This window comes from Pseudomonas sp. SDO52101_S400 (genome assembly GCF_054071635.1).
In genome coordinates this window covers 35,483-59,075 of sequence record NZ_JBSVWF010000010.1, presented here as the reverse complement: position 1 = coordinate 59,075, position 23,593 = coordinate 35,483, and the positions used below count along the sequence as shown (strand labels likewise).

Below are 23,593 nucleotides of genomic sequence, written 5' to 3'. Positions count from 1 at the left end.
AGCATGACATGAGCGTATTGAACTTCCCCCGGATCTACCTCAACGGCCATATGTTCTGGAACCCGCCGACGGCCAACAACAACGATGTGCTGCCGCTGTATGACGCGGTGAAGATGGATATCAACTGGCCGTTTACCAGCTACTACGACATCACCCAGGCGAACGCTTCCACCACTCTGATGCCCTGGATCATTTCACCCGTGCAGCAGAATGATCTGCCGCCCTATGTGCAGCAGGTTCCGACCAACGGAGGCCCGAACACCTTCCCGTTCATACCCGCCGAATGGGACCTGTTTGGCGACAACGCCTGCGGGACAGTGAGCTACCAGAGCACACGCTCGACCATTATTGGCGGCGAGTTGCAGGCCAACACCTACGTCACTCAGGACGCGCTGGTCGGCAGGGACTTCCAGTTGCTCGGCAATCCTTTTGGCAGCAATACCCCGACCGCCGCTCGATTCGTGGATATCAGCCCGTGGCAGAACACCTTCACGGCGCTGTACTTCGACAAGTTGCAGCTGGGAGATGCCACCTGTGGCCTGACGTTGAACCGTCAATACCGGATGCTCGACCGCTTCCTGACGTTCAATTGGGCCGGCGACTTCGGTGGTCTGGCGTATGTCACCACCACCTGGCAGACCTGCTTTCCCCGGGACAATCTGGAATGGGTCATTGGCGATTCCGTCCTGCTGAGCAATCTTCAGCAACAGATGGAGGCTCAAAATGCTCAGGGCCTGATGTTCAGGTTCGCCACGTACCTCACCTGTTACGACAGGAACGGTGTGTTCAACGACTTCCCGTACGTCGACACCCGCGACAATGACAAATCGGCGCAGGCCCGTTTGACGGCGATGTATCAGAAGGGGCTGGACAACGTATCCGATATTTTCTTCAACCCCGCCTACAACCGTACCGTAGCGACCCTGGGTCTGTGGTTCGACCACGAATACCCTACGGCGCCCGCCGGCCCGCGTCTGGTCACCGACCAGAAGATCATGGTCACTCGCCCCGGCATGTCTCAGCCGACAAGCACTAATCTGGGTGTGACCTCGGCGCAGATCACCAACAACACGCTGTCGCTGGATCTGGCCAACACGTTTCCGTTCTATCCGCTGGACAAGAACGCTGACGTCCTGACTGCCGAGAAATTCCAGGCCGGCGACTTCAAGCTGGGCGTATCGCAGAACGGGAATTTCGTGCCGGTGGTCGACATCGGTTTCGATCAGTACCGACAGTCGGCATTCGACAAGCGCTCGGGGCTGCTGGATATCCCGCTCAGCGCCACGCAAACGGCCACCCTGCAATCCGGCCCGCTGGAGTTGCAACAACAGAACTCCACTGGCCCCGTGAAGGCCGCGACCCAGCAAGTCTGGACCGCCGAGGTGGTAGAGAGTGGCACCTTCGTCGACGTGAACGACCGCAAGACGCTGAACATCATGGTGCAGAAAAATGGTCAACCGGCCGCCAACACCACACTCTGGATTGTGGAATACGGCAACCCTTACAACGTGACCACCAGCGACTACTACCTGACGTTCCTGAATAACCCCGACTTCACGCTGTTTTACGACAACGCAGACCGCAACAAAAACACCGCCAACCTGCCACAGTTCAAGGGCACGGCGCCGGTAGCGAATTACCTGGCCACCGGCAGCGGTCGTCGACTGGTCAATCTGGAAGCCAAAGAAAAACCGGTGGGCGTTGAGGTCAGTTATCAGTCATTCATGAATGGCTCAAGTAAGCCGATCACGGTCCCCCTGACCCCTTGCCTGCAATTCGATGCCGGCGTGTACGTCAGCGGAACGCTGGATAACGATCAGACGGTGGATTACTCCTACGTCGCCACCACCACCGACGCCAACGGCATCGCCCAGGTGAGTTTCAAGGCTGTGGCCCCGGGTTTCCCTACGCTGCGTTTCATCGTCAAGGAAGACACCAGCGACCCGGTCATCCCTTTCAGCTTCGCGCTCACGGACGCCCAGACCGACTTCCTCGCCCCGCTGCGCGTCCTGCCTCTGGACATGCAGCTGCAACAGGACTTCGTCAATTACTGGAACGAGATCTACAAGGACAAGAATGCGCCCGAAGCGATCTGGGATGACTTCATCTACCCAAGGGTCCTGAAGACCTTCTACTACCTGTACCCGATCATGAACAAGTTCATGCCGCTCAATTCCCGGACGCGAGTGGAAGGCGCGGTCGACCAGTTGATCCGGCTGATCAGCAAGGAGTACCAGGAAGAAAGCACCCTCGCGATGCCCATCACCCGCGACCTGTCGCAAAGCCGGCGCGCGGTGCTGGAGTTGTGGGCGCAGAAACTGGTCAAGCGCAACTTCCCGCCCATGAAACTGAATATGAGTGATTACGACAACCTCTGATCCACACGCTGCTCAATCAGGAAAGATGAGCCATTGCGGGCGTTCGCGCCCGCAGTGCGCCTGCCAAGGAGTGACCCATGAAAGTCAGCCTCTTGAACCGTCTGTTGCTGTTGATCCTGCTGTTCAGTCCGCCTGCTTTCGCCCAGGACGACAGCGGCGCCGTCTACTTCACCAATGGCGTACACAACACGCTGGGGTGCAATGAACAGAACGGCAACTGCATCGCCAAACGCCTGCCGGGCGAACCTTCCGACCCGTTCTTCCCGGCGTTCTGGATCAGCAACTGGACCATGTACCGGGTGATGCACAACTACGAAAACAACCCGCCGCCCTACAGCAACCCGCCCTCTACCCTGAAGCCTTCGGACTACACCGTCTCTCGCGGAACCAGCTACTACGACACCACCTACATCCCGCCGGATGGCGACGGTTTCGGCGCGATGATGGAGCACTACGAGAAATACTGTCTGCCGATCTTCCCGATCAAGAACAACAACTACACCTGCTCGTTCGTATCGCTGGGCAACAAGGCGTACTTCCTGACCTACCCGCAGGACCGCCCGAAAGACATGCCGGCCTGCTGCATGTTTTCCCCGATGAATCATCCGCCACGGCAGGATTTCATCGAGCACCTGCCTTACAGCGTCGAGCGCAGCAAAAACCTCGATGGCAGCGTGCAGGCCTACGCCCTGGATCTCGACTCGCCGCAAGGCCCGATCCTGTTCGGCTATGCCTTCTACAAAAAAATGTCGGGAAAACCGCCCTACCGGCCGCCGCAATCGTTCTTCTTTTCCGGCGATACGAGCGTCGCCAACGCGCCGATCGTCAGTCAGAACTACACCAATTTCCGCATCGCCAAGCCGAACCCGAAACAGACCTGGGCGCAGGTCGCCGCCATGTGCCCGTCGAATCCGCCGCCTTGCCAATTGTTCGAGCCACCAGAGTCGCAGAGCAACGGCCACAAGGCGCAGTGGAACAAGCTCATGCAGCGTAAACCGTGATCAACGACGAAGGATCGCCATGAAAACCACACTCCGTTATTCCGTGATGTTGCTGGGTCTGGCCAGCCTGTCGGCGCTGGCCAGGGAACAGGCCCTGCCATCGATGCAGGCCAGCCAGTTGAACTGCCAGCCGCCCAGTACCGCACCGGCCGCCACAGCCGGTCAGGATCAGTTCGATCAATACAGCTGGCAGATGTTCATCGCCCTGAGCTGGCCGGCAAAGAGCGGGCAGCGCGGCAATCCCGACTGCACCAAACAGCCCGGCGCCGCCGGCTACACCGTCTGGCAGACCTACAAGACCGTCGGCGAAATCTTTCTGCCGAACGCCGCCAATCCCGGGCCGTGGAATTCTCCGCAGATCGCAAAAAGCTTCAACATCATCAACATCGCTTCTTTGAAAAACAGCGCTCAGGTGAACGCCGTCGATCAGGCGGTCGGCGGCTGGTTGATCGATCAGGCGAAAAACCCGACCTACTACGACATTTCGGCCAACGAGACTTCATACAACTACATCGTCAACAACAACTTCTATAACGCCGACGTCGTCTCCAAAGCCAACAACATCACGTTTCCGTGGGGCGTCATCGAGATCAAGTCGAGCTGGCGGATCCTCACCGCCCATGACAACGCCAGCCGTTACCTGACCATGCTCGCCCGGGTGGCAACCTTCAATGATCAGGGCCAGAAGAACGGTGTCACCGAGGCGTTTCTGGGATTGGTCGGCCTGCACATCATCACCAAGGCCAACGGCTATCCTCAGTGGATCTGGTCGACGTTCGAACAGGTCGACAACGTTCCGCCCAAAGCGATGGTGAACGGCCAGTGGGTCGATCAGCCGGTGGCGGGCACGGCCTATTCCTACTTCAACGCCGCCGCACCCGCCGCGTCCCTCAACCAGTCGCCGTGCGACTGGCAGACTCAGGGCCCGCATCAGGTCTGCGTGCCCAAACCCGGCACCACGTTCCAGACCCCGAACCCGCTGAACCGGGTCACCCCGATCGCCGATATCACTAACCAGATCAACGCCAGTTACCAGGCCGACCCGGGGCTGCAAAACAGCGTGTTGAAGTACTACCAGCTCATCACCACCCAGCGCCCGCTGATGCCGGATAACCCCGGCAACCCGCTGGGCCAGCCGACACCCGCACTCTCGGCCAACGTGACCATGGAGAGCTACATCCAGCCCAACAGCAGCTGCATGAACTGCCATTCCATGGCGACGCCGGTCAAGAGCCCGTACAAGTCCGATTACTCCTACCTGTTCAAATTCGCCAATTCGCCGCTCGGCAAAACCATCAAGGACGGGAAATAAATCATGAGCATCCTCAACGGCCCGCGACTGAATTTCTGGGGAGGCATCCGCACGGACGTCAGCCTGCCGAACAATTCACCCACCATTCCTTATGACGGCGATGACAACTGGCCGATCTTTGACCTGACCACTTCGACCCTGGCATCGGGGGCCCAGTCTTATACCGACGATCAGTTGAACAGCATGATCAATGCGCCTACGGGCGACTACTACACCGCCGGCGGCTGGAATCATTACGGGCAACATGTCGTCGACATGCAGAATGCGCTGATCAGTTCTCAGGGTAGCCCGGGCAGCATCAGTACCACCGGGGATATGGTGGGCCAGCCGGTCTATCTGCTGGGTTCCGTGGACCCGGTGACCGGACAAGGGCCGGTATCGGGCCCGATGATGGTGGACCTCGACCCCACCTCGACCACCACCACCCAGATATTTGTCGGTGGCCTGCAAATTGGTGGCAGTAACAACATCCAATTGCTGATTCACGACAATGCAGTTTGCAGCAGCCAGGATCTCGGCAAGCGGGTGCTGCAGCCAACGCCGAAGGAGCTGGATGCACCCGGTTCCTGCCGTATAAGCGGCACCTTCCAGCTGACCTTCCCGCTGAGCAGCATTGTCAGCTGGAACCAGAACAGCAGCGGTTTGCGATCGATCATCCAGGCACCGGGTGCCACCGGTATCGTCCTGCGCTTCGTGATGTTCGAAATGTGCCCGACAATGACCACGCCCCAGTTGCAAGCCGATTATGCCGCGGGCAGAGACACCCCGAACCCGAGCATTGGCCGGGTCATCGGTACATTGGCGCCGGCGTTCGCCAATGAGCCGCTGGACTGTCAGGCGGGCCGTCAGATCGTCAATCAGGGCACGGGCGGCACCGGCTATGCCGACCTGAGCAGCGCGGCAATGCTGAGCGTCGACATGGTGAACATCATTCCGAAAGAGACGTTCAGGGTCGTCCGGGATGACATCACCAGCCCTATCGGACCTAACGGCAATTACGGCACTGTCACCGTGGCAGCCGGCGAGACCACCCTGGGCACACTCGATCCGACCAGCAGTCCCCTGCTCGACTATTACGTGTATGGCGGCATTGTCGATCTGCCTCTCAATACAGCCCAACAGTCGGCGGTCAGATCCTCGGCACTGGCCATCAGCGCCCCCGGCAAGGTCGCCGGGACTACCTTGCAGGCAACAGAGTCGGTCTATCGGGTCTACGCCGATCAACGCAGTGTCTATACCGAGGACTACCCGCAGGGCCTGTCGATTACGCTACAGGTCCGGTATCTGGGTGCTGCGGTGACCAGCACAACCGAAATCGATCTCACCGCCGCGCCTTCGGGACCGTATTACACGCAACAGCGCTACTGCGACTTCCTTTATTTCCCCCCGGCCCTGACGGTGAGCCCCGGTCAGTTGTCCGTCACGTTCTCCGTCAACGTAAAACCCGCAGCGGCGCCTCTCGCAGGGTTCGTCGCCCTGACCTACACCGTCAACGGTCAGGATAGCGGCACGTATTTCACCAACTTCCGTAAATACGCCCAGACCGACTTCGGTATCCCCAGAGGCACCACCATCACCTGGGAACAGATGTATCCGAACGTCCTGCGTTTTCACTATCTGGCCTTCCCCGCCATGTCTCGCTACATCCCGCTGAACCAGCCCGACGCGATCATGGGCGCGAAGAACCCGATCCTCGCCCGAACCTCGGACGCCTACAAAGGCACCACGCTGTTCATGCCCGTGGTGAGGTCGATGTCGCCCTGTCAGCGGGCGTTGCTGCGGGCCTATCTCACGGGCGAACCGTGGCAACCACCGCAGTAATCGCACCCCTCAGCCCATGGAGAGAAACCTATGACTGTTCATATTCCTGCGCGCCCCCGCGAGACCCTGCGCCCCAGCACCATCATCGCCGAAGGCCTGCTGAACCCACGCGGCGTCTGTGTGCAGGCCGATGGCAGCCTGTTGCTGGCCGAAGCCGGCTCAGGCCTGCCAGACCAGACATTCAGCGGCCGCATCAGCCAACTTCGACCGGACCCGCTCAAGCCCGGCGCGTATCTTGCCCCTGAAATACTGGCGCAAGGGTTCCGCGCGATGAACATGCAGGCCCGCATGCTGCGCGATGAAATCATGGGCCTGTCGGACATCGCCTGCGGTGACGGGCACTGCCTGGTCAGCCAGACCGATTATGTCGCGGGCTCGAAACTGCTGGACCTGCAATACACCCCGCCCGAGCCGGTTTTCCACAGTCGGGGCAATCTGAATGCGCTGTGTTATCACCCGACCCGCCGTAGTTGGCTGGCCGTTAAACCCGATACCAATCAACTGGTGGAGTTCAGCACCGGCGAGGAAGAACAGGTACTGGTTCAGTTGCCGGATCTGGATATGGGACAGGAAGCGGTGCCCGTCACGCTGGTGCACGAACCGGCGACGGACGCTGTGCTGATCAGCCTGTTCTCCGGGGAGCTGCAAAGCGACCCGAGTCGCAAAGGCATCGACTTTGATGATCAGGCCGGTCAGGTGATTCGGGTCTGGCCTGACACCGGCCGGATCGAAGTGCTGATTCGCGGCCTGCAACTGCCCACCGGACTGGAGTTGTGTCCGCAGGGAGACGTGCTGGTGCTGGAGCTCTGCAGCCGTCTGCAACAACCATTGCCGCCTGACTGGAAAGGCGAAACCCTGCATGGCGGTTTCACCCGGTTCAGCGGGCGACTGTTGAGCTGCAATCTGCAAACCAGCGAAGTGACCGTGCTCGCCCGCGACCTGGATACCCCGTCCAATCTGTGTCTGGTGCAGGATGCGGTACTGGTAAGCGAAGGCATGGGTTTGACGGGGCGACCGTTGCCCACGCCGGATAACAAAGTGGCTGCGTTGAGTGGAAGGCTGCGCCGGGTACTGCTCTGAGAACAGATGGAAAAAAGGCGCGGCCCTGTGAGAGCCGCGCCTTCTGTTTATTGAGTCACCACAATCTTGCCGATCATCTGCGGATGCAGCACGCAGAAATACTCGAACTCGCCCGGCGTATTGAACACCCAGGAAAAACTGTCATTGGTGTCCAGCGCCCCGGAGCGAAACACCTTGTGGGTTTCGGCCACCGTGTGCGGGATCTGGTCGTCATTGACCCACGTCACCTTGGTGCCCACGGCCACGGTCAGGTCCTTGGGGCCGAACATGAACTCCTTGATGTCGACCTTTACTTCCTGTGCCCAGACCGGCATCGACAAAAAAAGGCACAGAACTGCCAACAGTCGCGCTTTCATTGATTCGCCCTCCCCTAGACCAGTGTCGAATCGATCAACGCCAGCGGATGATCGCCCTGTGTCGCCCGCACTTCGGTGATCCCCAGATAGTTGCGCAACTGATCGGCCGCCACGGTCATCGGCCCCGGAGACGGCGCCGCGCCCGGTGCGGGTTGCGGATACGCCGTGCCACGGGCGGTATGGAAGGTGATGTTGCCTTCGACCTTCTGGATGACCTGATGAATATGCCCGTTCAACACCGTGACCGAGCCGTATTTGCGCAGCATCGCAATCGCCTGATCGCCGTCCTCGGTGCCCCAGCCCCAGGGCTGATAGACCGTCCACAACGGAATGTGGGTGAACACCACGATGGGCGTGCTGGTCGACACCGCGCGCAGATCATCGGCCAGCCAGGCCAGTTGATCGGCACCGAGGTTGGCTTCATGGCCGGCCTGGAAGTTGAAGACATTGACCAGCGCGATGAAATGCACGCCGTGATCATCGAAGCTGTACCAGCCGTTGCCTTTGGTGCCTTTGCCGTAACGTTCCAGATAGAGCTTGCCGCCGCCCTCGTCGAGGGTGTCGTGTTCACCGGGGATGTAATGCACGGTGGACGGCAGGCCTTTGAGCAGCTGCGCCGCGGTGTCGAATTCTTCGGCCTTGGACAGGTGGGTGATGTCGCCGGTGTGCAGGATCAGCGACGGCCGTTTCGGCAGTGCGATGACCTTGTCGATCGCCACTTGCAGGGTTTTCACCGGTTCCGGATTGGCCTCCTTGTTGAAGCCGATGTGCGAGTCGCTGATCTGCACGAAATGAAAGGTGCTGGCCAACGCCTTGGGATCAGTGACGTTACCCGCCTCATCCATCGCAAACGCTCTGGGAATGCCGCCGCTCAGGGCCCAGAGAACCCCGGCCCCGGCCCACGCCGAGCATTTGAGCAGCGTTCGCCGGTCAGGGTTGTGCAGCAAGCCGTCGGTGCGCAGTGGATGTTTTGCTTGATTGTCCATGGGGATGTCCTCGCTGGCGGACTACAGTGATGTAGCTGACACCAGGTAGAACCTTGCGAGGCGAACCTTTATTCCATGCCGAAAAACAAATTCTTTTCAGGGAATAAAACACGGCGCATCACGGTTATAGGGGTGTGACGGTGCGGAAACCACTATGAATCGATTTGAGGAACTGATTGCGCCGCACCTGGACGCGGCTTACAACCTCGCGCGCTGGATCACCGGCAACGACAGTGCCGCACGGGATGTCGTGCAGGAAAGCGCCTTGCGCGCCTTCAGGTTTTTGCAGCGCTTTGCCGATGGCAACGCCAAGGCCTGGTTCCTGACCATCGTGCGCAACGAAAGCTACACCTGGCTCAAGGCATCGGCCGGGCGGCATTGGGTGCCCATGGGTGACGACATCGGCGATAACGAAGAAGCCCTGAGCCATGGCCAGAGCCCGGAACTGCTGGCCATTCACACGGAAAACGCGGCGTTGCTCCAGCAGGCGCTGAGTGTCTTGCCGCCAGCGTTTCGCGAGGTCATTGTGCTCAAGGAGCTCGAAGACATGCCCTACAAGGACATCGCCCTGGTGGTCGACATCCCCATCGGCACCGTCATGTCCAGGCTCGCCCGGGCGCGTGCCATGCTCAAGCTCGAATTACTGAAGTTGCACGATCATGAATGAACTTCACTGCACGGTTTGCCAGACACAACTGCATGGCTATCTGGACCAGGAACTTGATCCGGCGATGGCTGCGGATGTCGCTGCGCACCTGGCCACATGCGCTGACTGTGCGCGGCTGCATGATGAGGCGAAGCTGCTGAAGGTCAGCGTGAAACGCCATGCACCCTATTACTCGGCGCCGGTGTCGTTGACTGCCAGCGTGCTTGCCGCCGTTGCTCCCGCATCGCCGAGCCCTTTTGAGCGCTGGCGAAAATGGTTCGCCCCGGCATTCTCCGCAGCCGCTCTGGCCCTGGCGATGGTGCTTTACGTGGCAACACCGGGCAGCGAACAACCGTTGATGGACGAAGCTGTCTCCAGCCACGTGCGCTCGCTGATGGGCCAGCACTTGAACGATGTGGTGTCCTCTGACCGGCACACCGTGAAACCCTGGTTCACCGGCAAACTCGACTTCTCGCCACCAGTAGTCGACTACGCGGCGCAGGGTTTTCCATTGCTCGGCGGGCGACTCGATTACCTGCAACACCAGACCACGGCAGCCCTGAGCTACGGCCGGGCCAAACACATCATCAATGTGTTTATTCTGCCGACACCAGACGCCGACAAGCCGTCGCAGAGCCAGACGATTCGCGGCTTCAACGTGGTTTCCTGGCAGGCAAACCATATGCGCTTCGTGCTGGTTTCCGATGTGGAGAAAGGTGAGCTGGAGGCGCTCGGCCAGTTGCTCAGGAACGGCGCTTGAGAGGACCTATCCCCGCCATTAGCGGCACGATCGCTTCAACGTCTCGCTCGGCAACTCATCGAACAGCGCCCGATAGCTATTGGAAAACCGCCCCAGGTGCCAGAACGACCAGTTCATCGCCACCTCGGCCACCGTGGTGCCTGAAGCGGCGCCTCTGAGCAACTCCCGACGAGCCCCATTGAGCCGGCGCAGACGAAGCCATTGGGTCGGTGACATCCCCGTGTAGGCCTTGAAGGTCTGCTGCAATTGCCGCAGGGAAACCCCGGCGACCTGGGACAATTCCAGCAGGTTGAGAGTTTCTTCCGGCGAGTCTGCCGCCCATTCCCCCACCCGTTTCATGGTCGTGCGCTCTTCGGCGCGGCGCTGCAAACCTCCGCTGTCCAGGCACACGCAAGCGTTGTCGAGGATGAACAGGCAGTCCTCCAGCAACTGTTGGGTCAACGCTTCTTTGCTTGGCTGATCAAGGGTTTGCGACAACTTGGTGAGAGTCGAGCTTAACCAGCGACTGAACAGCGCGTTCTGCGCGCCGTTGAGCGGCGCCATGAACAGACCTTCCAGACGGGCCACGTCCAGGCCGTTGCGGCGCACGAACTCGGGGCCGAACACCACGGCGATTTCCTGGTAGTTCTCCGGGGTGATCCAGATATTGCGGCTCTCTTCGTTCAGCAGATACAGCGCGTTGTCACTGCGATCGAAACAGAACGCCAGAGCACCCGCCGGCGCACTGAAATTCTGCTCGACCCGGGTGTTCATCTGTTCTTCGTAGACCTCCACCCCCTGCAAGTCCAGATAGCGGATTCGCCCGGCGAAATGCCCCGGCGACATCTGTTGGTAATGCTGGACCCAGCCCGGTGTTGCGCGAACCTGTTCGGCGACATCGGCGGTGTTGAAAGCTTGAACCTGTAGCGGATTACACGTTGTCATGGGAGACCTTGCGCACTCTTTTGGTGCGCTTTGGTGCTGCTGAAAGTGGATAGATGGAACGGCAAGGCCCGCCCAAGATAGTCGTCAACGCGCTACAGGGGAAGCCTGCGAAAGATGAAATCGTACTTCCCCCGCGTCAATAAAACCAACGACGAGGTCTTTATGAATGCCCCTTTCGATCAGCTGTTCACATGGCTGAAAGATCACAAGATTACCGAAGTGGAATGCGTGGTCAGCGACCTGACCGGCATCGCCCGCGGCAAAATTGCACCGACCAACAAGTTCCTGCATGAGCGAGGCATGCGCCTGCCGGAAAGTGTGCTGCTGCAAACGGTAACCGGGGATTTTGTCGACGACGACATCTACTACGACCTGCTCGACCCGGCCGATATCGACATGGTCTGCAAACCGGTGAGCGATGCGGTGTACGTGGTGCCATGGGCGATCGAGCCGACCGCCATCGTGATCCACGACACCTTCGACAAGTTCGGCAACCCGATCGAACTGTCGCCGCGCAACGTACTGAAGAAAGTCTTGCAGCTATACACCGACAAGGGCTGGAAGCCGATCGTCGCGCCGGAAATGGAGTTCTACCTGACCCAACGCTGCGAAGACCCGGACTTACCGTTGAAGGCACCGCTGGGCCGTTCCGGTCGTGCCGAAAGCGGTCGTCAGTCGTTCTCCATCGATGCGGCCAACGAATTCGACCCGCTGTTCGAAGACGTCTACGACTGGTGCGAACTGCAAGGCCTGGATCTGGACACGCTGATCCACGAAGACGGCCCGGCGCAGATGGAAATCAACTTTCGTCACGGCGACGCCCTGGATCTGGCCGACCAGATCACCGTGTTCAAGCGCACCCTGCGCGAAGCCGCGCTCAAGCACAACGTCACCGCAACGTTTATGGCCAAGCCGATTGGCGATGAGCCTGGCAGCGCCATGCACTTGCACCAGAGCGTGGTGGAAATCGCCACCGGCAAACCAATCTTCGCCAACGCCGACGGCAGCATGAGCGATCTGTTCCGCCATCACATCGGCGGCCTGCAGAAGTTCATCCCGAAAGTGCTGCCGATGTTCGCGCCCAACGTGAACTCGTTCCGTCGCTTCCTGCCGGACACTTCGGCGCCGGTCAACGTTGAATGGGGCGAGGAAAACCGCACCGTCGGCCTGCGAGTTCCGACGTCCGGGCCTGAGGCGATGCGCGTGGAAAACCGTTTGCCGGGTGCCGACGCCAACCCGTATCTGGCGATTGCCGCGAGCCTGCTGTGCGGCTACATCGGCATGGTCGAGGGCATCGAGCCAAGTGCCGCGGTCGAAGGCCGTGCCTATGAACGCCGCAACCTGCGCCTGCCGATCACCATCGAAGAGGCGCTGACCCAGATGGAAGAGTGCGACACCGTCGCCGAATACCTGGGCAGCAAGTTCGTGCGTGGCTACGTGGCGGTGAAGCGTGCCGAGCATGAAAACTTCAAGCGCGTGATCAGCTCCTGGGAGCGTGAGTTCCTGTTGTTGAGCGTTTAACCAACACACACGAACCCTGTGGGAGCTGGCTTGCCAGCGATGACGTGGGTACGGTCAGCCTATCTGTCGACTGACCCACCGCTATCGCTGGCAAGCCAGCTCCCACAAAGGCCGTGCCACCTGAAAAATCCAATAATTCGAAGAGGTGTCGATATGCGTCTGTTGAAATCCCTGATCCCCGCCGCTCTGGCATTGGCGTGCAGTGCAGGTGCCCAGGCCCAACCCCAGGTCAGCGTCTACAACTGGACCGATTACATCGGTCCGACCACCCTCGCCGACTTTCAGGCCGGCAGCGGAATCAAGGTGATCTACGACGTCTTCGACTCCAATGAAACCCTCGAAGGCAAGCTGCTCGCCGGTCGCACCGGCTACGACGTGGTGGTGCCGTCCAACCACTTCCTGGCCCGTCAGGTGAAGGCCGGGGCGTTCCTCAAGCTGGATCGTTCGCAATTGCCGAACTGGAAAAACCTCGATCCGAAACTGCTGGCCCTGCTCGAGAAAAACGATCCGGGCAACGAGCATTCGGTGCCGTACCTGTGGGGCACCAACGGCATCGGCTACAACGTCGACAAGGTCAAACAGGTGCTGGGCATCGACCACATCGATTCCTGGGCCGTGCTGTTCGAGCCGGAGAACCTGAAAAAACTCACCCAGTGCGGCGTGTCGATGATGGACTCGGCCGACGAAGTATTCCCGGCAGTTCTCAACTACATGGGCATGGACCCGCGCAGCGAAAACCCGGAGGACTTCAAGAAAGCTGAAGCCAAGCTGCTGAGCATCCGCCCGTACATCACCTATTTCCACTCTTCGAAATACGTGTCGGACCTGGCCAACGGCGACATCTGCGTGGCCTTCGGTTACTCCGGCGACGTGTTCCAGGCCGCCAACCGCGCCAAGGAAGCAAACAACGGCGTGAACATCGCCTATGCGATTCCCAAGGAAGGCGCGAACCTGTGGTTCGACCTGCTGGCGATTCCCGCCGATGCCGGCAACACCAAAGAAGCTCACGCCTTCATCAATTACCTGCTCGATCCGCAAGTGATCGCCAAGGTCAGCGCCTCGGTCGGCTACGCCAACCCGAACCCGCCCGCCAAGCAATACATGGATGTCGCACTGGTCAGCAATCCTGAGGTTTATCCGCCTCAGGAGGTGCTCGACAAACTCTACATTTCCACCACCCCGCCCCAGTCGATCATGCGTCTGATGACCCGTTCCTGGAGCAAAGTGAAGTCGAACAAATGAATCAGTACACCCAGGAACACGCCCGCTCCTACTACGCCGCTTCGGCCCGGTCGAGCACGCCCTACCCTGAACTTGAAGCCGACCTGATCGCCGATGTCTGCGTGATCGGCGGCGGCTTCACCGGCGTCAACACCGCCATCGAGCTGGCCCAGCGTGGCCTCTCGGTGGTGCTGCTTGAAGGCCGGCGCATCGGTTGGGGCGCCAGCGGGCGCAACGGCGGCCAGTTGATCCGTGGCATCGGCCATGAAGTCGAGGGCTTCGCCCGCCATGTCGGCGCCGAAGGCGTGCGCTATCTGCAGCAGGCCGGTGTCGATTCGGTGGAGCTGGTGCGCCGGCGCATCGAAGACAACGCCATCGAGTGCGATCTGCGCTGGGGCTTCTGCGAACTGGCCAACACCCCGGCACAGTTCGAAGCGTTCAAGGCTGAACAGGAGAGTCTTGCGGCCTCGGGTTATGCCCACGAAACGCGCCTGGTCGGCCCCGAAGACATGCGTCGGCAAGTGGTCAATTCGGGTGTCTATAAAGGCGGTCTGATCGACATGGGTTCGGGTCATCTGCACCCGCTCGATCTGGTTCAGGGCGAAGCACGGCTGGCAGCATCGCTCGGGGTGCGGATCTTCGAGCAAAGCCCGGTGCTGGAAATCGTCCACGGTGCGACGGTACAAGTGCGCTGCGCCTCGGGCACGGTGCGCGCCGGCAGTCTGGTGCTCGGTTGCAACGCGCACCTGGAGGAGCTTGAGCAACAGCTCAGCGGTAAAGTCCTGCCCGCCGGCAGCTACATCATCGCCACCGAGCCCTTGTCCAAAGAGCGCGCTGCCGAGTTGATTCCGCAGAACCTGGCGCTTTGCGACCAGAAGGTCGGCCTCGATTACTACCGGCTCTCGGCGGATCGGCGTCTGCTGTTCGGCGGTGCCTGCCACTACTCCGGGAAGGATCCGGCCGACATCGCCGCGTACATGCGACCGAAGATGCTCAAGGTCTTCCCGCAACTGGCGGATGTGCGCATCGACTATCAATGGGGCGGCAAGATCGGCATCACCGCCAACCGCTTCCCGCAAGTCGGTCGCCTCAAGCAGCACCCGAACGTGTTCTACGCCCAGGGCTATTCCGGCCATGGCCTGAACGTCACCCACTGGTGCGCAAAACTGTTGGGCGAAGCGATTCACGCAGGCCACAGCCAGGGTATGGATGTGTTCAGCGGTGTGCCGCACATGACCTTCCCCGGCGGCCCGGCGCTGCGCTCGCCGTTGTTGGCACTGGGCATGTTCTGGTATCGCCTGCGGGAAATGCTGGGCTGAGGCTCGCCGATTTGCTCTATCGCAAAGCACTTCTATATTGATGAAGTGCTTTTGCGTTCCTGACGCTCAGTGCCCAACACACTCTGGAGGTCATGGATGGAGTCGTCAGCCGCCGATCAACCGCGAGCACCCGGCCAGGCACCGATCAAGACCCGCCGCTTCAGCATTTCGCTGGTGTGGATCGTGCCGATTGTCGCCGTGCTGGTGGGCATTTCGCTGGTGGTGCACAACCTGATGCAGGAAGGCCCGACGATCGTCGTCACCTTCAAGACCGGCAGCGGTCTGACCGCCAACAAGACCGAAGTCAAATACCGCAACGTGGTGGTCGGCCAGGTCTCGGACGTCGAGCTGGCCGACGACCAGAAGAGCGTCAACGCCACGATCAAACTGGCCAAGCAGGCCGAAACCTTTACCCGCGAGGACTCGAAGTTCTGGGTGGTGCGGCCACGTATCGGCGCTGGCGGCGTATCGGGCATCGATACGCTGCTTTCCGGCGACTACATCGGTGCCGATATCGGCCAGTCCGACAGTCGCGCCAAACACTTCAAAGGGCTGGAAAACCCGCCACCGATCACCTATGGCGAACCGGGCAGACGCTTCAATCTGCATTCCTCGGATCTTGGCTCGCTGGACATCGGCTCCCCGGTCTATTACCGCAAGATTCCGGTCGGCCAGGTCGTGGCCTACGCGCTTGATCCCGATGGCAAAGGGGTAAATATCGAAGTGTTCATTCACGCGCCGAACGATGCCTTCGTCACCGAGAACACCCGGTTCTGGAACGCTAGCGGTATAGACGTAAACGTCGGCGCCAATGGTTTTGCGGTGAAGACCGAATCGCTGTCGACGTTGCTGGTCGGTGGTATCGCCTTCCGCGCGCCGGATTACAGCCCCAACGATGTTGCGGCAGCGGATGAGAAGTCCTTCGACCTGTTCGAAGACCAGCAGACAGCCCTCGCGCCGCCCGCCGGCAAACCGCAGTATCTGAGCCTGCGTTTCGATCAGGCCATGCGCGGCCTCAAGGTCGATGCGCCGGTCGAATTCCTCGGCATGGAAATCGGCCGGGTGGTGAGCGTCAACCTGGACTTCGACGAGAAAAAGCGCAGCTTCCCGGTCAACGTCGGCATCGTGATCTACCCGCAGCGACTCGGCCGGGCCCATGAAAAAATGCTCAAGGTGCTCAACCACAATCCGGACGACGAAGGCGCCGCAGTGCGCCTGATCGGCACCTTCATCGACAACGGACTGCGCGCCCAGGCCCGCAGCGGCAACCTTCTGACCGGACAGCTGTACATCGCTCTGGACTTCTTCCCCAAGGCCGAGAAAGTCGCGTTTGACCCGACGGCGCGTCCGATCGTCATTCCGACCATTCCCGGCAGCCTCGAACAGTTGCAGGAAAAACTCGAAGCCATGGTCGACAAGCTCAATAAACTGCCGGTGGAACGCATCGCCGGCAATCTCGACAGCAATCTGGTGGAACTGCGCAAAGGCCTGACCCAGTTCAACGCCAAGACCTTGCCCGGAGTTCAGAGCACGCTGGCGGACGTGAGCAAGACCCTGCAATCGGCCAGTTCGACCCTGGCCGAAGACTCGCCGCAACGCGAACAACTGACCCAGACCCTCGACGAACTCGGGCGCATGTCGCGTTCGTTGCGTGAACTGTCGGATTACCTCGGTCGTCATCCGGAATCGCTGATTCGCGGTCGCCCCGACAACGCTGCGCCGCTGGATCTCAAAGGACCGCCGCGCAATTGAGCACAGGAGCTGTCCCATGGCTTTACCGCTGAAGTACACCGTGCTCGCTGCGTGCCTGTTGCTGGCGGCCTGTCGCAGCGACCCGATCAGCTTTCATACCCTGACCCCGGCACAAGCGGCGGCCGGCAGATCGGGCTCGGACATCGCGATCGAAGGCATCAGCGTGCCGCCGCAAGTTGACCGGCCGCAGATCGTCATCCGCCAGGGCAACAGTGGCCTGGCGATTCTCGAAACCGAATGGTGGGGCGCCAGCCTGGCCGATGAATTGCACAGTGCGCTGGTGGATCAACTGAGCAATGCTGGCGGGTCGCGCAAAGTCTCGGTGCGCATCGTTGTGCAGCGATTTGATTCGATTCCCGGGCAATACGGATTGATCGACGCCAAATGGCGGCTGCGCTCGGGTGGTGAGTCCGACAATGGGCTGCTTACCTGCCGTTCAGTCCTGCAAACCCCATCCGGACCGGGCATCGACGAACTGGTGATTGCACAGCAGAACAACGTCAAGCGCCTGGCTGCTCAGATCAGTCAAGCGGCGGGCAATGGGCGGGGCTGCCCGCCGGCGTCCTGAGTGGCAGGATTCAACACCACGCTGAAGCGGCAACCGTTGGCTTCGCCCGTCGTCAGGTTCACCTGCCATCGCTGTCGCTTGCAAATGCGCTGTACCAGCGACAGCCCCAGCCCAAGGCCCTCTCCCCGGCCTTCGTCACCACGCACAAAGGGCTGAAACACCGCCTTGCGCTGTTCTTCCGGAATGCCGATGCCACTGTCTTCCACGACAAAACCGTTTGCCGTCACGGTCAATCGGACAAAGCCCCGATCGGTGTAATGCCAAGCGTTGCGCAACAGGTTGCCCATCACCGATTGCAGAAACGTCAGGTTGAAACGCTCCATGCAGGGCTGGTCCACGTCGTAGAAAAACTCCAGTCCCTTTTCGCGAATCAGTCGACCCCAGATCTCGCACTGAGCGTCCGCGACTTCCTTGAGGGTGACGCAAATATCATTGCCGGCATCATCCTCTGCGCGAGCCAGCATCAGGAAGGTATCGACCAGTTGGCGCATCTCATGGCTGGCCCGGGCGATGCGATTGACCTGTGCGCTCGAACGAGGATCCAGCGACGGATTGGCGAGCAACAACTCACAAGAGCCGCCCAGCACCATCAACGGCGTGCGCAATTCATGGCTGACATCGCTGGTGAACAGTTTTTCGCGGCTCAGGGTTTCGCGCAAACGTCCCAGCGTCTGATCGAACGACAGCGCCAGCTCCCCCACTTCATCCGCCGCATAGTCCGGATGCAGCGGTGGCGCCAGCACCAGCAGCTGATCGCGGTGGCGAACCTGGCGTGCCAGACGAATGACCGGCGCCATGACCCGCCGCGCCAGCAACCGGCCGAGCACGATCGCCAGCAGGATGCTCAGGAGAAAACCGACCATGACCACGATGAACAGCAACCGCTCGCGTTGTTCGAGGCTTTCCTGATCACGCAGCAGCACGTATTTACGTCCGCCGACCACCTCGACCATCGCGAAGAAATCGTCACCGTTGAACATGATTTCCTGGAATCCGGGTGACAGCGCGGCCAGTGACGGAATCAGTGCCATGGGCCCGGGCCCGCCTTCAAAGAAAAACAATTCACTCTTTTCCGGCTGATGGCTCCAGCGATTGATGTCATCCATCGCCAGCAATCGATGCAGACCGCCACTCAGCGTGCTGGTGGCCAGCTTGTGTTCGACCACATGCACGGCGGCAACGATACCCAGTGCAAACACCCCGGCGACCAGGGCGCTCATCAAAGCGAACACGATGACGATCCGTTTCGTCAGGCTTTGCTTGAGATCCATTCGGGTCGATGACTCCACTGCTGATTTCAGACTTCACGGTCAAAAACAGGCGAGCACCGCGACATTGACCGAACCTGCGCAGCTTCACCGCAAACATAAACATTTGTTAAGCCAGGCCGGTAAAAAAAGGGTATTTGAGTCTGGTTATCAATCACCCGATTAATTGCGCATTTCCAACTCTCGCAAATTTTTCACATGTTCTTCACTGCCCCCCAACGAGCAGAAACGTAATGTTCAGCCATTATTCAAGTTCATAACTATAAAAGTTGGTTAAATCGCCGGCCAATCTCGCCTGCGACGTCAAGGGGCATGCCGTGGAGCGACAGATGCAATTAACAGCGACATATAAACAACGCCGGACGCTGCGACTTGGAAGACTGCTGACCATCATCGGTTCGTTGCTGGTCATTGCGCTGGTCAGCGGCTTCGTCTGGATGACCCGTTCGCCCATCGATCTGGGTCAGGCCGGTCATGCGGCCAAGGCCGATTTGACCCACGCCTGGCAGGCTGGCGAGGTCGTTGCACTGGTGCGTCATGCCGAACGTTGCGACCGCTCCGACAATCTTTGCCTGGGCCCCGCCGATGGCATCACCCAGGCTGGCAACGACTCTGCAACGCTGGTGGGCAAAGGCTTCGTGGCGCTGGGCATGCAGCAGGCTCAGGTATTCACCAGCCCGCTGACCCGTACCGTGCAGACGGCGCGCGCCATGTTCGGGCAGGACGCCACCGCCCAGATCTGGCTTGAGTCCTGTGGTTCTTCACTGCGCAACGACGTGGTGGCGCACAAAGTGGCGCAACACAATCTGGTACTGGTCACCCACAGCGGCTGCATCAGCGACTTTGAAAAACAGACCGGTTTCCCCCACGCAATCGCCGCCGAGTACGGCAGCACCCTGTTCGTACGCATCGATGACAAGGGGCAACTTAAAGTGCTGGGCATCCTGAATGCCGACGCCTGGTCCCAACTCAATAGTCATTAATGCTTTAGTTGGATCGGGCCGGCGCGGCTGAACTTTTTTCAACTAGCCAAGAGCGGATTTCATTAATTTGTAATGAGAGATGTATCTGCCCCCGATTTACTGGACAACTGTTTTTTTTAAGCTTGGCTTTATCGCGAGAACTTCAGCCTGGAGGTATGGCAGTTCTCTGGATACAGGAAACGCCCGACACCTGCATTCATTCAACACGATGACCTGCCCGCCCAGGAACGCGCCGGGCAGGTCGTCGACACTAGAACTTCGTTCGGTACCAAGGCTTTGTCATGACGTCTGAAAACAATCCGCTGCGACACGCTACCCGTCATTTCCCCCCCTCCACGACTTTCGAACGTCTGGCCATCCCCGGCCTGATTCTGGCTTTCGTGGTGTTTTACCTGCTGCCGCTGATGACCCATGGCCTGTGGATCCCCGATGAAACCCGCTACGGCCAGATCAGCCAGGAAATGCTGCTCAGCGGCAACTGGGTCGCCCCGCATTTCATGGGCATCCGTTATTTCGAGAAGCCGATCGCCGGTTACTGGATGATTGCGATCGGTCAGGCGATCTTCGGTGACAACCTGTTCGGCGTGCGTATCGCTTCGGCACTGAGTACCGGCGCCAGCGTCTGGCTGACCTACCTGATGGCCCGCCGGCTCTGGAACAACCCGCGCATCAGCGCCGCCAGCGCCCTGCTTTATATGAGTTTCGGGCTGATTGCCGGTCAGGCCGGCTATGCCAACCTCGATCCGCAGTTCACCTTGTGGGTCAACCTGAGCATGGTCGCCGTTTGGTTTGCCATCGACAGTCGTACGCCCCGCGCCCGCCTGGGTGGCTGGGCACTCTTGGGTGTGGCGTGTGGCATGGGGCTGATGACCAAGGGTTTCCTGGCCTTGCTGCTGCCGGTACTGATCGCCCTGCCCTACATGATCTGGCAGCGCCGCTTCGGCGAGCTGGTGCGCTACGGGCTGGTCGCGGTGGTGGTTTGCTTACTGATCAGCCTGCCGTGGGTGTTGGCTGTTCATTACCGGGAGCCTGACTTCTGGCGGTTCTTCTTCTGGCACGAACACATCCGTCGTTTTGCCGCCGGCGATGCCGCGCAACATGCCCGTCCGTGGTGGTTCTACCTGCCGTTGCTGTTTGCTTCCACCCTGCCGTGGGCCGTGCTGCTGCCTTCGACGCTCCTGCGCACCTGGCGTGAGAAGCGTGAGGCAAAAACCGCTTACCTTGCGCTGTGGTTCCTGCTGCCGCTGGCCTTTTTCAGCCTGAGCAGCGGCAAACTGCCGACCTACATCATGCCGTGCCTGCTTCCAGTCGCGCTGCTGATGGGACAGACCGTGGTCAACTGGCTGGATCAGCACAGTGGTCGCGTCCTGCGCCTGAACGGCGTGATCAACACCGTCATCGCCAGCGCTGCGCTGGTGGCGCTGCTTTATCTGCAAGCGACCAAGGAAATCTACGAAAACACCGAGATGTTCAGCCTGTCGCTGGTCTACATCGTGCTGTTGGGCTGGATCATCGCCAACGCCTTGCAGGTGTTGCGCCCCCTGACGTTGTGGGCGATGCCGGCACTGGGGATCGGTCTGCTGGTGGCGCTACTGCCTGCGGCCATGCCGGCGCAGATCGTCAACAGCAAGATGCCCGACCAGTTCATTGCCGAGCATCAACAGGAACTGAGTGAAACCGCGTCCCTGCTGAGTAACGACCTGGGCGCGGCCTCGGCGCTGGCGTGGCGCTTGAAACGCCCGCAAGTGGATCTGTTCAACACCATCGGTGAACTGAAGTACGGCCTCGAAGACCCGGCCATGGCGGCGCGTAAAGTCACCATGGAAGGCGTCGGCCAATGGATGACAGAGGCGCGGAAGAAAGGCGCGGTCGGTGTGGTCTTGCGCGTCAACAGTACGCAGGAAGAGCAGGAAGTCGAATTGCTGCCGGTGGATGGCAAGCATTACCGACGCGGCAATCTGCAGATCTTCATCTTCCCGCAGCGCCTGCCATGACTTTGCGCAATAACGACCGGGGCGCCCTGCTGCTCCTGTTGGCGGCCAGCGCCCTGATGTTGCTGCTGGGACTCGGCAGTCGCGAACTCTGGGGCGCGGAAACCCGCTGGGCCAACATCGCGTTGCAGATGCTGCAAAGCGGCGATTACTTCGACCCGTACCTCAAGGGCGATCCCTACTACGACAAGCCACTGTTGTCGTATTGGCTGATCACCGCGACCGCCTGGCTGACCGGCAGTCTCGATCACTGGTCGCTGCGCCTGTCCTCGGTGGTGTCGGCATGGCTCAGCGTCTGGCTGGTGTATCTGCTGGGCGAACGCCTGTTTCGCAAAGGCACGGGGCTGATCGCCGGCTGGATGCTGGCGACCACCTTCTATTTCGTGTTCTGGGCGCGGGTCGCCACCGCCGACATCCTGACAGTTTGCGGTGTATTGGCAGCGGTCTGGTGGTATTGGCGCGGGCCGGATGACACCCGGTTTTCGCGCTACGTCGTGTTCTGTTGCTTGTTGGCCCTGACCTCGCTGTTCAAAGGCCTGATCGGCTTTATCCTGCCCGGACTGGTGTTGTTGCCGCACTTGCTGAATGAAGGTCGCTGGAAGCGTCATCTCAACCTGCGGCTGCTCGCGGCGCTGGCAGTTGCCGGGGCGTTCTATATGACGCCGTTCCTGCTGTCCCATCTCTACGGCGCGCCGAACTACGGGGAAAGCGGCCTGGGGCTGGTCCTGCGGGAAAACGTCGTGCGGTTTTTCCAGCCGTTCGACAACATCGGCCCGATCTACACCTATTTGTTGTACCTGCCGGTCTACACCCTGCCCTGGGCGCCGTGCTGGATCATCGCCCTGTGGGTTGCGGCGCGGAACTGGAAACACATCGAGCCGGACACCCGCTGGCTGATTCAGGGCCTGGGGTTGTTGATGCTGTTCTTCACCGCCAGCGGCAGTCGACGCAGTTACTACGTGCTGCCGCTGGTGCCGTTCGCGCAGTTGCTGGGCGCCTGGTGGATCACCCGGCGCATGGCCGCGCGCAATGCTGAGAGCCCGTTCGGCGGGCGCGGCCTGAAAATCGGTTTCGGCGTGGCCACCGTCCTGCTGGCCGGGATCCTCGGCGTGCTTTACCCGTGGACCAACAGCGGTGGCGGCGCGATCCGTTTCGGCGAGACCGTGCGCCTGCAAGCCAGCCAGCGTGCGCCGTTGAGCCAATGGCACTTCGTCATGGTCGAGGTGGACAACAAGGTTCCGATGTACCTGCAGACCGGCGGCGAGCCGTTCTACTACGTGCCGGAAACCCGTGATTTCCCTCGCGATGGCGATGCTGCAGCGATGTTCGAATGGCTGGAACGCACTAGCGGCAAGCACTGGGATCCGAAGCGTACGATCTTCGTCGCCCAGTACCGCACCGGCGAACCCGTGCCGCTCTCCAGGCTCGGTCAAGACCATCAAGTCATCACCACCACCCCGACCCGCGGCGAACAAGTGTTCCATGGCCGTGAGGATCAAAGCGTCGCCTATCTCCCCCAAGGCTCCTGAAAGACAACGCCGGGTTCGCCCGGCGTCCCCGCCAAGTGACTGCTAACCTGAATGACAATGACATGTATTAACGGTTTGTTTGACGTTTTTTTCTCATTTGCCTCTCTACATTGCCAGCCAGCCAACATATGCAAATCATTCGCATTGAAATTCCCCCGCGAACGATTGCCCATAACG

At 60.2% G+C, this 23,593-nt stretch carries 19 protein-coding genes; 15 read left to right on the top strand and 4 right to left on the bottom strand.

The features are described from left to right. The first annotated feature begins 8 nt into the window (after positions 1–8). The 5 genes from ACW9HX_RS07370 to ACW9HX_RS07350 all read left to right on the top strand — a co-directional run bounded on the left by ACW9HX_RS07370 (position 9) and on the right by ACW9HX_RS07350 (position 7,592). On the top strand, positions 9–2,378 hold the full coding sequence (locus ACW9HX_RS07370; RefSeq protein ID WP_457380074.1) for a hypothetical protein: 2,370 nt from the start codon (positions 9–11) through the stop codon (positions 2,376–2,378). A 77-nt stretch (positions 2,379–2,455) separates the two neighbouring features. After that, positions 2,456–3,379, top strand: coding sequence for a hypothetical protein (locus tag ACW9HX_RS07365; RefSeq protein ID WP_457380073.1), 924 nt, complete (start codon positions 2,456–2,458; stop codon positions 3,377–3,379). Between the two features lie 19 nt (positions 3,380–3,398). Next, positions 3,399–4,691: a hypothetical protein gene (locus ACW9HX_RS07360; RefSeq protein ID WP_457380072.1), complete on the top strand. Its 1,293-nt coding sequence runs from the start codon at positions 3,399–3,401 to the stop codon at positions 4,689–4,691. A 3-nt stretch (positions 4,692–4,694) separates the two neighbouring features. Then, positions 4,695–6,512 (top strand): hypothetical protein, encoded by a 1,818-nt coding sequence (locus ACW9HX_RS07355; protein WP_457380071.1) that lies wholly within the window; start codon positions 4,695–4,697, stop codon positions 6,510–6,512. A 30-nt stretch (positions 6,513–6,542) separates the two neighbouring features. After that, positions 6,543–7,592 (top strand): hypothetical protein, encoded by a 1,050-nt coding sequence (locus ACW9HX_RS07350; RefSeq protein ID WP_457380070.1) that lies wholly within the window; start codon positions 6,543–6,545, stop codon positions 7,590–7,592. A gap of 47 nt (positions 7,593–7,639) precedes the next feature. On the opposite strand, the gene ACW9HX_RS07345 is transcribed toward ACW9HX_RS07350, so the two are convergent. Beyond that, the gene (locus tag ACW9HX_RS07345; protein WP_119428166.1) at positions 7,640–7,948 is read right to left on the bottom strand and encodes a cupredoxin domain-containing protein; all 309 of its coding nucleotides are present in this window, start codon (positions 7,946–7,948) and stop codon (positions 7,640–7,642) included. A gap of 14 nt (positions 7,949–7,962) precedes the next feature. Next, positions 7,963–8,934 (bottom strand): metallophosphoesterase family protein, encoded by a 972-nt coding sequence (locus tag ACW9HX_RS07340; RefSeq protein WP_457380069.1) that lies wholly within the window; start codon positions 8,932–8,934, stop codon positions 7,963–7,965. Positions 8,935–9,088: 154 nt separating this feature from the next. On the opposite strand from ACW9HX_RS07340, the gene ACW9HX_RS07335 reads away from it, so the two are divergent. Both ACW9HX_RS07335 and ACW9HX_RS07330 read left to right on the top strand, forming a co-directional pair. Beyond that, a complete protein-coding gene (locus ACW9HX_RS07335; RefSeq protein WP_457380068.1) occupies positions 9,089–9,601 on the top strand; it encodes a sigma-70 family RNA polymerase sigma factor in 513 nt (170 codons plus the stop codon). Beyond that, positions 9,594–10,340, top strand: coding sequence for an anti-sigma factor family protein (locus tag ACW9HX_RS07330; RefSeq protein WP_457380067.1), 747 nt, complete (start codon positions 9,594–9,596; stop codon positions 10,338–10,340). Before ACW9HX_RS07335 ends, ACW9HX_RS07330 begins: the two co-directional genes overlap by 8 nt. 18 nt (positions 10,341–10,358) lie before the next feature. Here ACW9HX_RS07330 and ACW9HX_RS07325 read toward each other — a convergent pair whose 3' ends face one another. After that, positions 10,359–11,264: a helix-turn-helix domain-containing protein gene (locus ACW9HX_RS07325; protein WP_457380066.1), complete on the bottom strand. Its 906-nt coding sequence runs from the start codon at positions 11,262–11,264 to the stop codon at positions 10,359–10,361. Between the two features lie 162 nt (positions 11,265–11,426). Between ACW9HX_RS07325 and ACW9HX_RS07320 the strand changes: the two genes are divergently transcribed. From ACW9HX_RS07320 to ACW9HX_RS07300, 5 genes are all read left to right on the top strand, one after another. After that, positions 11,427–12,785 carry a glutamine synthetase family protein gene (locus ACW9HX_RS07320; protein ID WP_457380065.1) on the top strand — a complete coding sequence of 453 codons (1,359 nt, stop codon included), beginning with the start codon at positions 11,427–11,429 and terminating at the stop codon, positions 12,783–12,785. Between the two features lie 153 nt (positions 12,786–12,938). Then, on the top strand, positions 12,939–14,027 hold the full coding sequence (locus ACW9HX_RS07315; protein WP_457380064.1) for a polyamine ABC transporter substrate-binding protein: 1,089 nt from the start codon (positions 12,939–12,941) through the stop codon (positions 14,025–14,027). Further along, entirely contained in the window at positions 14,024–15,325 is a 1,302-nt protein-coding gene (locus ACW9HX_RS07310; RefSeq protein ID WP_457380063.1) for an NAD(P)/FAD-dependent oxidoreductase, read from the top strand. The genes ACW9HX_RS07315 and ACW9HX_RS07310 overlap by 4 nt, the downstream gene beginning before the upstream one ends. 96 nt (positions 15,326–15,421) lie before the next feature. Continuing rightward, the gene (locus ACW9HX_RS07305; RefSeq protein ID WP_457380062.1) at positions 15,422–17,077 is read left to right on the top strand and encodes a PqiB family protein; all 1,656 of its coding nucleotides are present in this window, start codon (positions 15,422–15,424) and stop codon (positions 17,075–17,077) included. Positions 17,078–17,093: 16 nt separating this feature from the next. Continuing rightward, positions 17,094–17,645, top strand: coding sequence for a PqiC family protein (locus ACW9HX_RS07300; protein ID WP_457380061.1), 552 nt, complete (start codon positions 17,094–17,096; stop codon positions 17,643–17,645). On the opposite strand, the gene ACW9HX_RS07295 is transcribed toward ACW9HX_RS07300, so the two are convergent. Then, the gene (locus ACW9HX_RS07295; protein WP_457380060.1) at positions 17,603–18,916 is read right to left on the bottom strand and encodes a sensor histidine kinase; all 1,314 of its coding nucleotides are present in this window, start codon (positions 18,914–18,916) and stop codon (positions 17,603–17,605) included. The genes ACW9HX_RS07300 and ACW9HX_RS07295 overlap by 43 nt on opposite strands. A 326-nt stretch (positions 18,917–19,242) precedes the next feature. On the opposite strand from ACW9HX_RS07295, the gene pmrG reads away from it, so the two are divergent. From pmrG to ACW9HX_RS07280, 3 genes are all read left to right on the top strand, one after another. After that, positions 19,243–19,896 carry a lipopolysaccharide core heptose(II)-phosphate phosphatase PmrG gene (pmrG, locus tag ACW9HX_RS07290; RefSeq protein WP_457380059.1) on the top strand — a complete coding sequence of 218 codons (654 nt, stop codon included), beginning with the start codon at positions 19,243–19,245 and terminating at the stop codon, positions 19,894–19,896. A gap of 281 nt (positions 19,897–20,177) precedes the next feature. Next, entirely contained in the window at positions 20,178–21,890 is a 1,713-nt protein-coding gene (arnT, locus tag ACW9HX_RS07285; protein WP_457380058.1) for a lipid IV(A) 4-amino-4-deoxy-L-arabinosyltransferase, read from the top strand. Next, complete coding sequence (locus tag ACW9HX_RS07280) at positions 21,887–23,416, top strand: ArnT family glycosyltransferase (protein ID WP_457380057.1); 1,530 nt, start codon at positions 21,887–21,889, stop codon at positions 23,414–23,416. Before arnT ends, ACW9HX_RS07280 begins: the two co-directional genes overlap by 4 nt. Positions 23,417–23,593: the final 177 nt, after the last annotated feature.

Bases quoted from the DNA above. Each gene is read 5' to 3' on its own strand.
- ACW9HX_RS07370 (WP_457380074.1), top strand. From the start codon at position 9: ATGAGCGTATTGAACTTCCCCCGGATCTACCTCAACGGCCATATGTTC.
- ACW9HX_RS07365 (WP_457380073.1), top strand. From the start codon at position 2,456: ATGAAAGTCAGCCTCTTGAACCGTCTGTTGCTGTTGATCCTGCTGTTC.
- ACW9HX_RS07360 (WP_457380072.1), top strand. From the start codon at position 3,399: ATGAAAACCACACTCCGTTATTCCGTGATGTTGCTGGGTCTGGCCAGC.
- ACW9HX_RS07355 (WP_457380071.1), top strand. From the start codon at position 4,695: ATGAGCATCCTCAACGGCCCGCGACTGAATTTCTGGGGAGGCATCCGC.
- ACW9HX_RS07350 (WP_457380070.1), top strand. From the start codon at position 6,543: ATGACTGTTCATATTCCTGCGCGCCCCCGCGAGACCCTGCGCCCCAGC.
- ACW9HX_RS07345 (WP_119428166.1), bottom strand. From the start codon at position 7,948: ATGAAAGCGCGACTGTTGGCAGTTCTGTGCCTTTTTTTGTCGATGCCG.
- ACW9HX_RS07340 (WP_457380069.1), bottom strand. From the start codon at position 8,934: ATGGACAATCAAGCAAAACATCCACTGCGCACCGACGGCTTGCTGCAC.
- ACW9HX_RS07335 (WP_457380068.1), top strand. From the start codon at position 9,089: ATGAATCGATTTGAGGAACTGATTGCGCCGCACCTGGACGCGGCTTAC.
- ACW9HX_RS07330 (WP_457380067.1), top strand. From the start codon at position 9,594: ATGAATGAACTTCACTGCACGGTTTGCCAGACACAACTGCATGGCTAT.
- ACW9HX_RS07325 (WP_457380066.1), bottom strand. From the start codon at position 11,264: ATGACAACGTGTAATCCGCTACAGGTTCAAGCTTTCAACACCGCCGAT.
- ACW9HX_RS07320 (WP_457380065.1), top strand. From the start codon at position 11,427: ATGAATGCCCCTTTCGATCAGCTGTTCACATGGCTGAAAGATCACAAG.
- ACW9HX_RS07315 (WP_457380064.1), top strand. From the start codon at position 12,939: ATGCGTCTGTTGAAATCCCTGATCCCCGCCGCTCTGGCATTGGCGTGC.
- ACW9HX_RS07310 (WP_457380063.1), top strand. From the start codon at position 14,024: ATGAATCAGTACACCCAGGAACACGCCCGCTCCTACTACGCCGCTTCG.
- ACW9HX_RS07305 (WP_457380062.1), top strand. From the start codon at position 15,422: ATGGAGTCGTCAGCCGCCGATCAACCGCGAGCACCCGGCCAGGCACCG.
- ACW9HX_RS07300 (WP_457380061.1), top strand. From the start codon at position 17,094: ATGGCTTTACCGCTGAAGTACACCGTGCTCGCTGCGTGCCTGTTGCTG.
- ACW9HX_RS07295 (WP_457380060.1), bottom strand. From the start codon at position 18,916: ATGGATCTCAAGCAAAGCCTGACGAAACGGATCGTCATCGTGTTCGCT.
- pmrG (WP_457380059.1), top strand. From the start codon at position 19,243: ATGCAATTAACAGCGACATATAAACAACGCCGGACGCTGCGACTTGGA.
- arnT (WP_457380058.1), top strand. From the start codon at position 20,178: ATGACGTCTGAAAACAATCCGCTGCGACACGCTACCCGTCATTTCCCC.
- ACW9HX_RS07280 (WP_457380057.1), top strand. From the start codon at position 21,887: ATGACTTTGCGCAATAACGACCGGGGCGCCCTGCTGCTCCTGTTGGCG.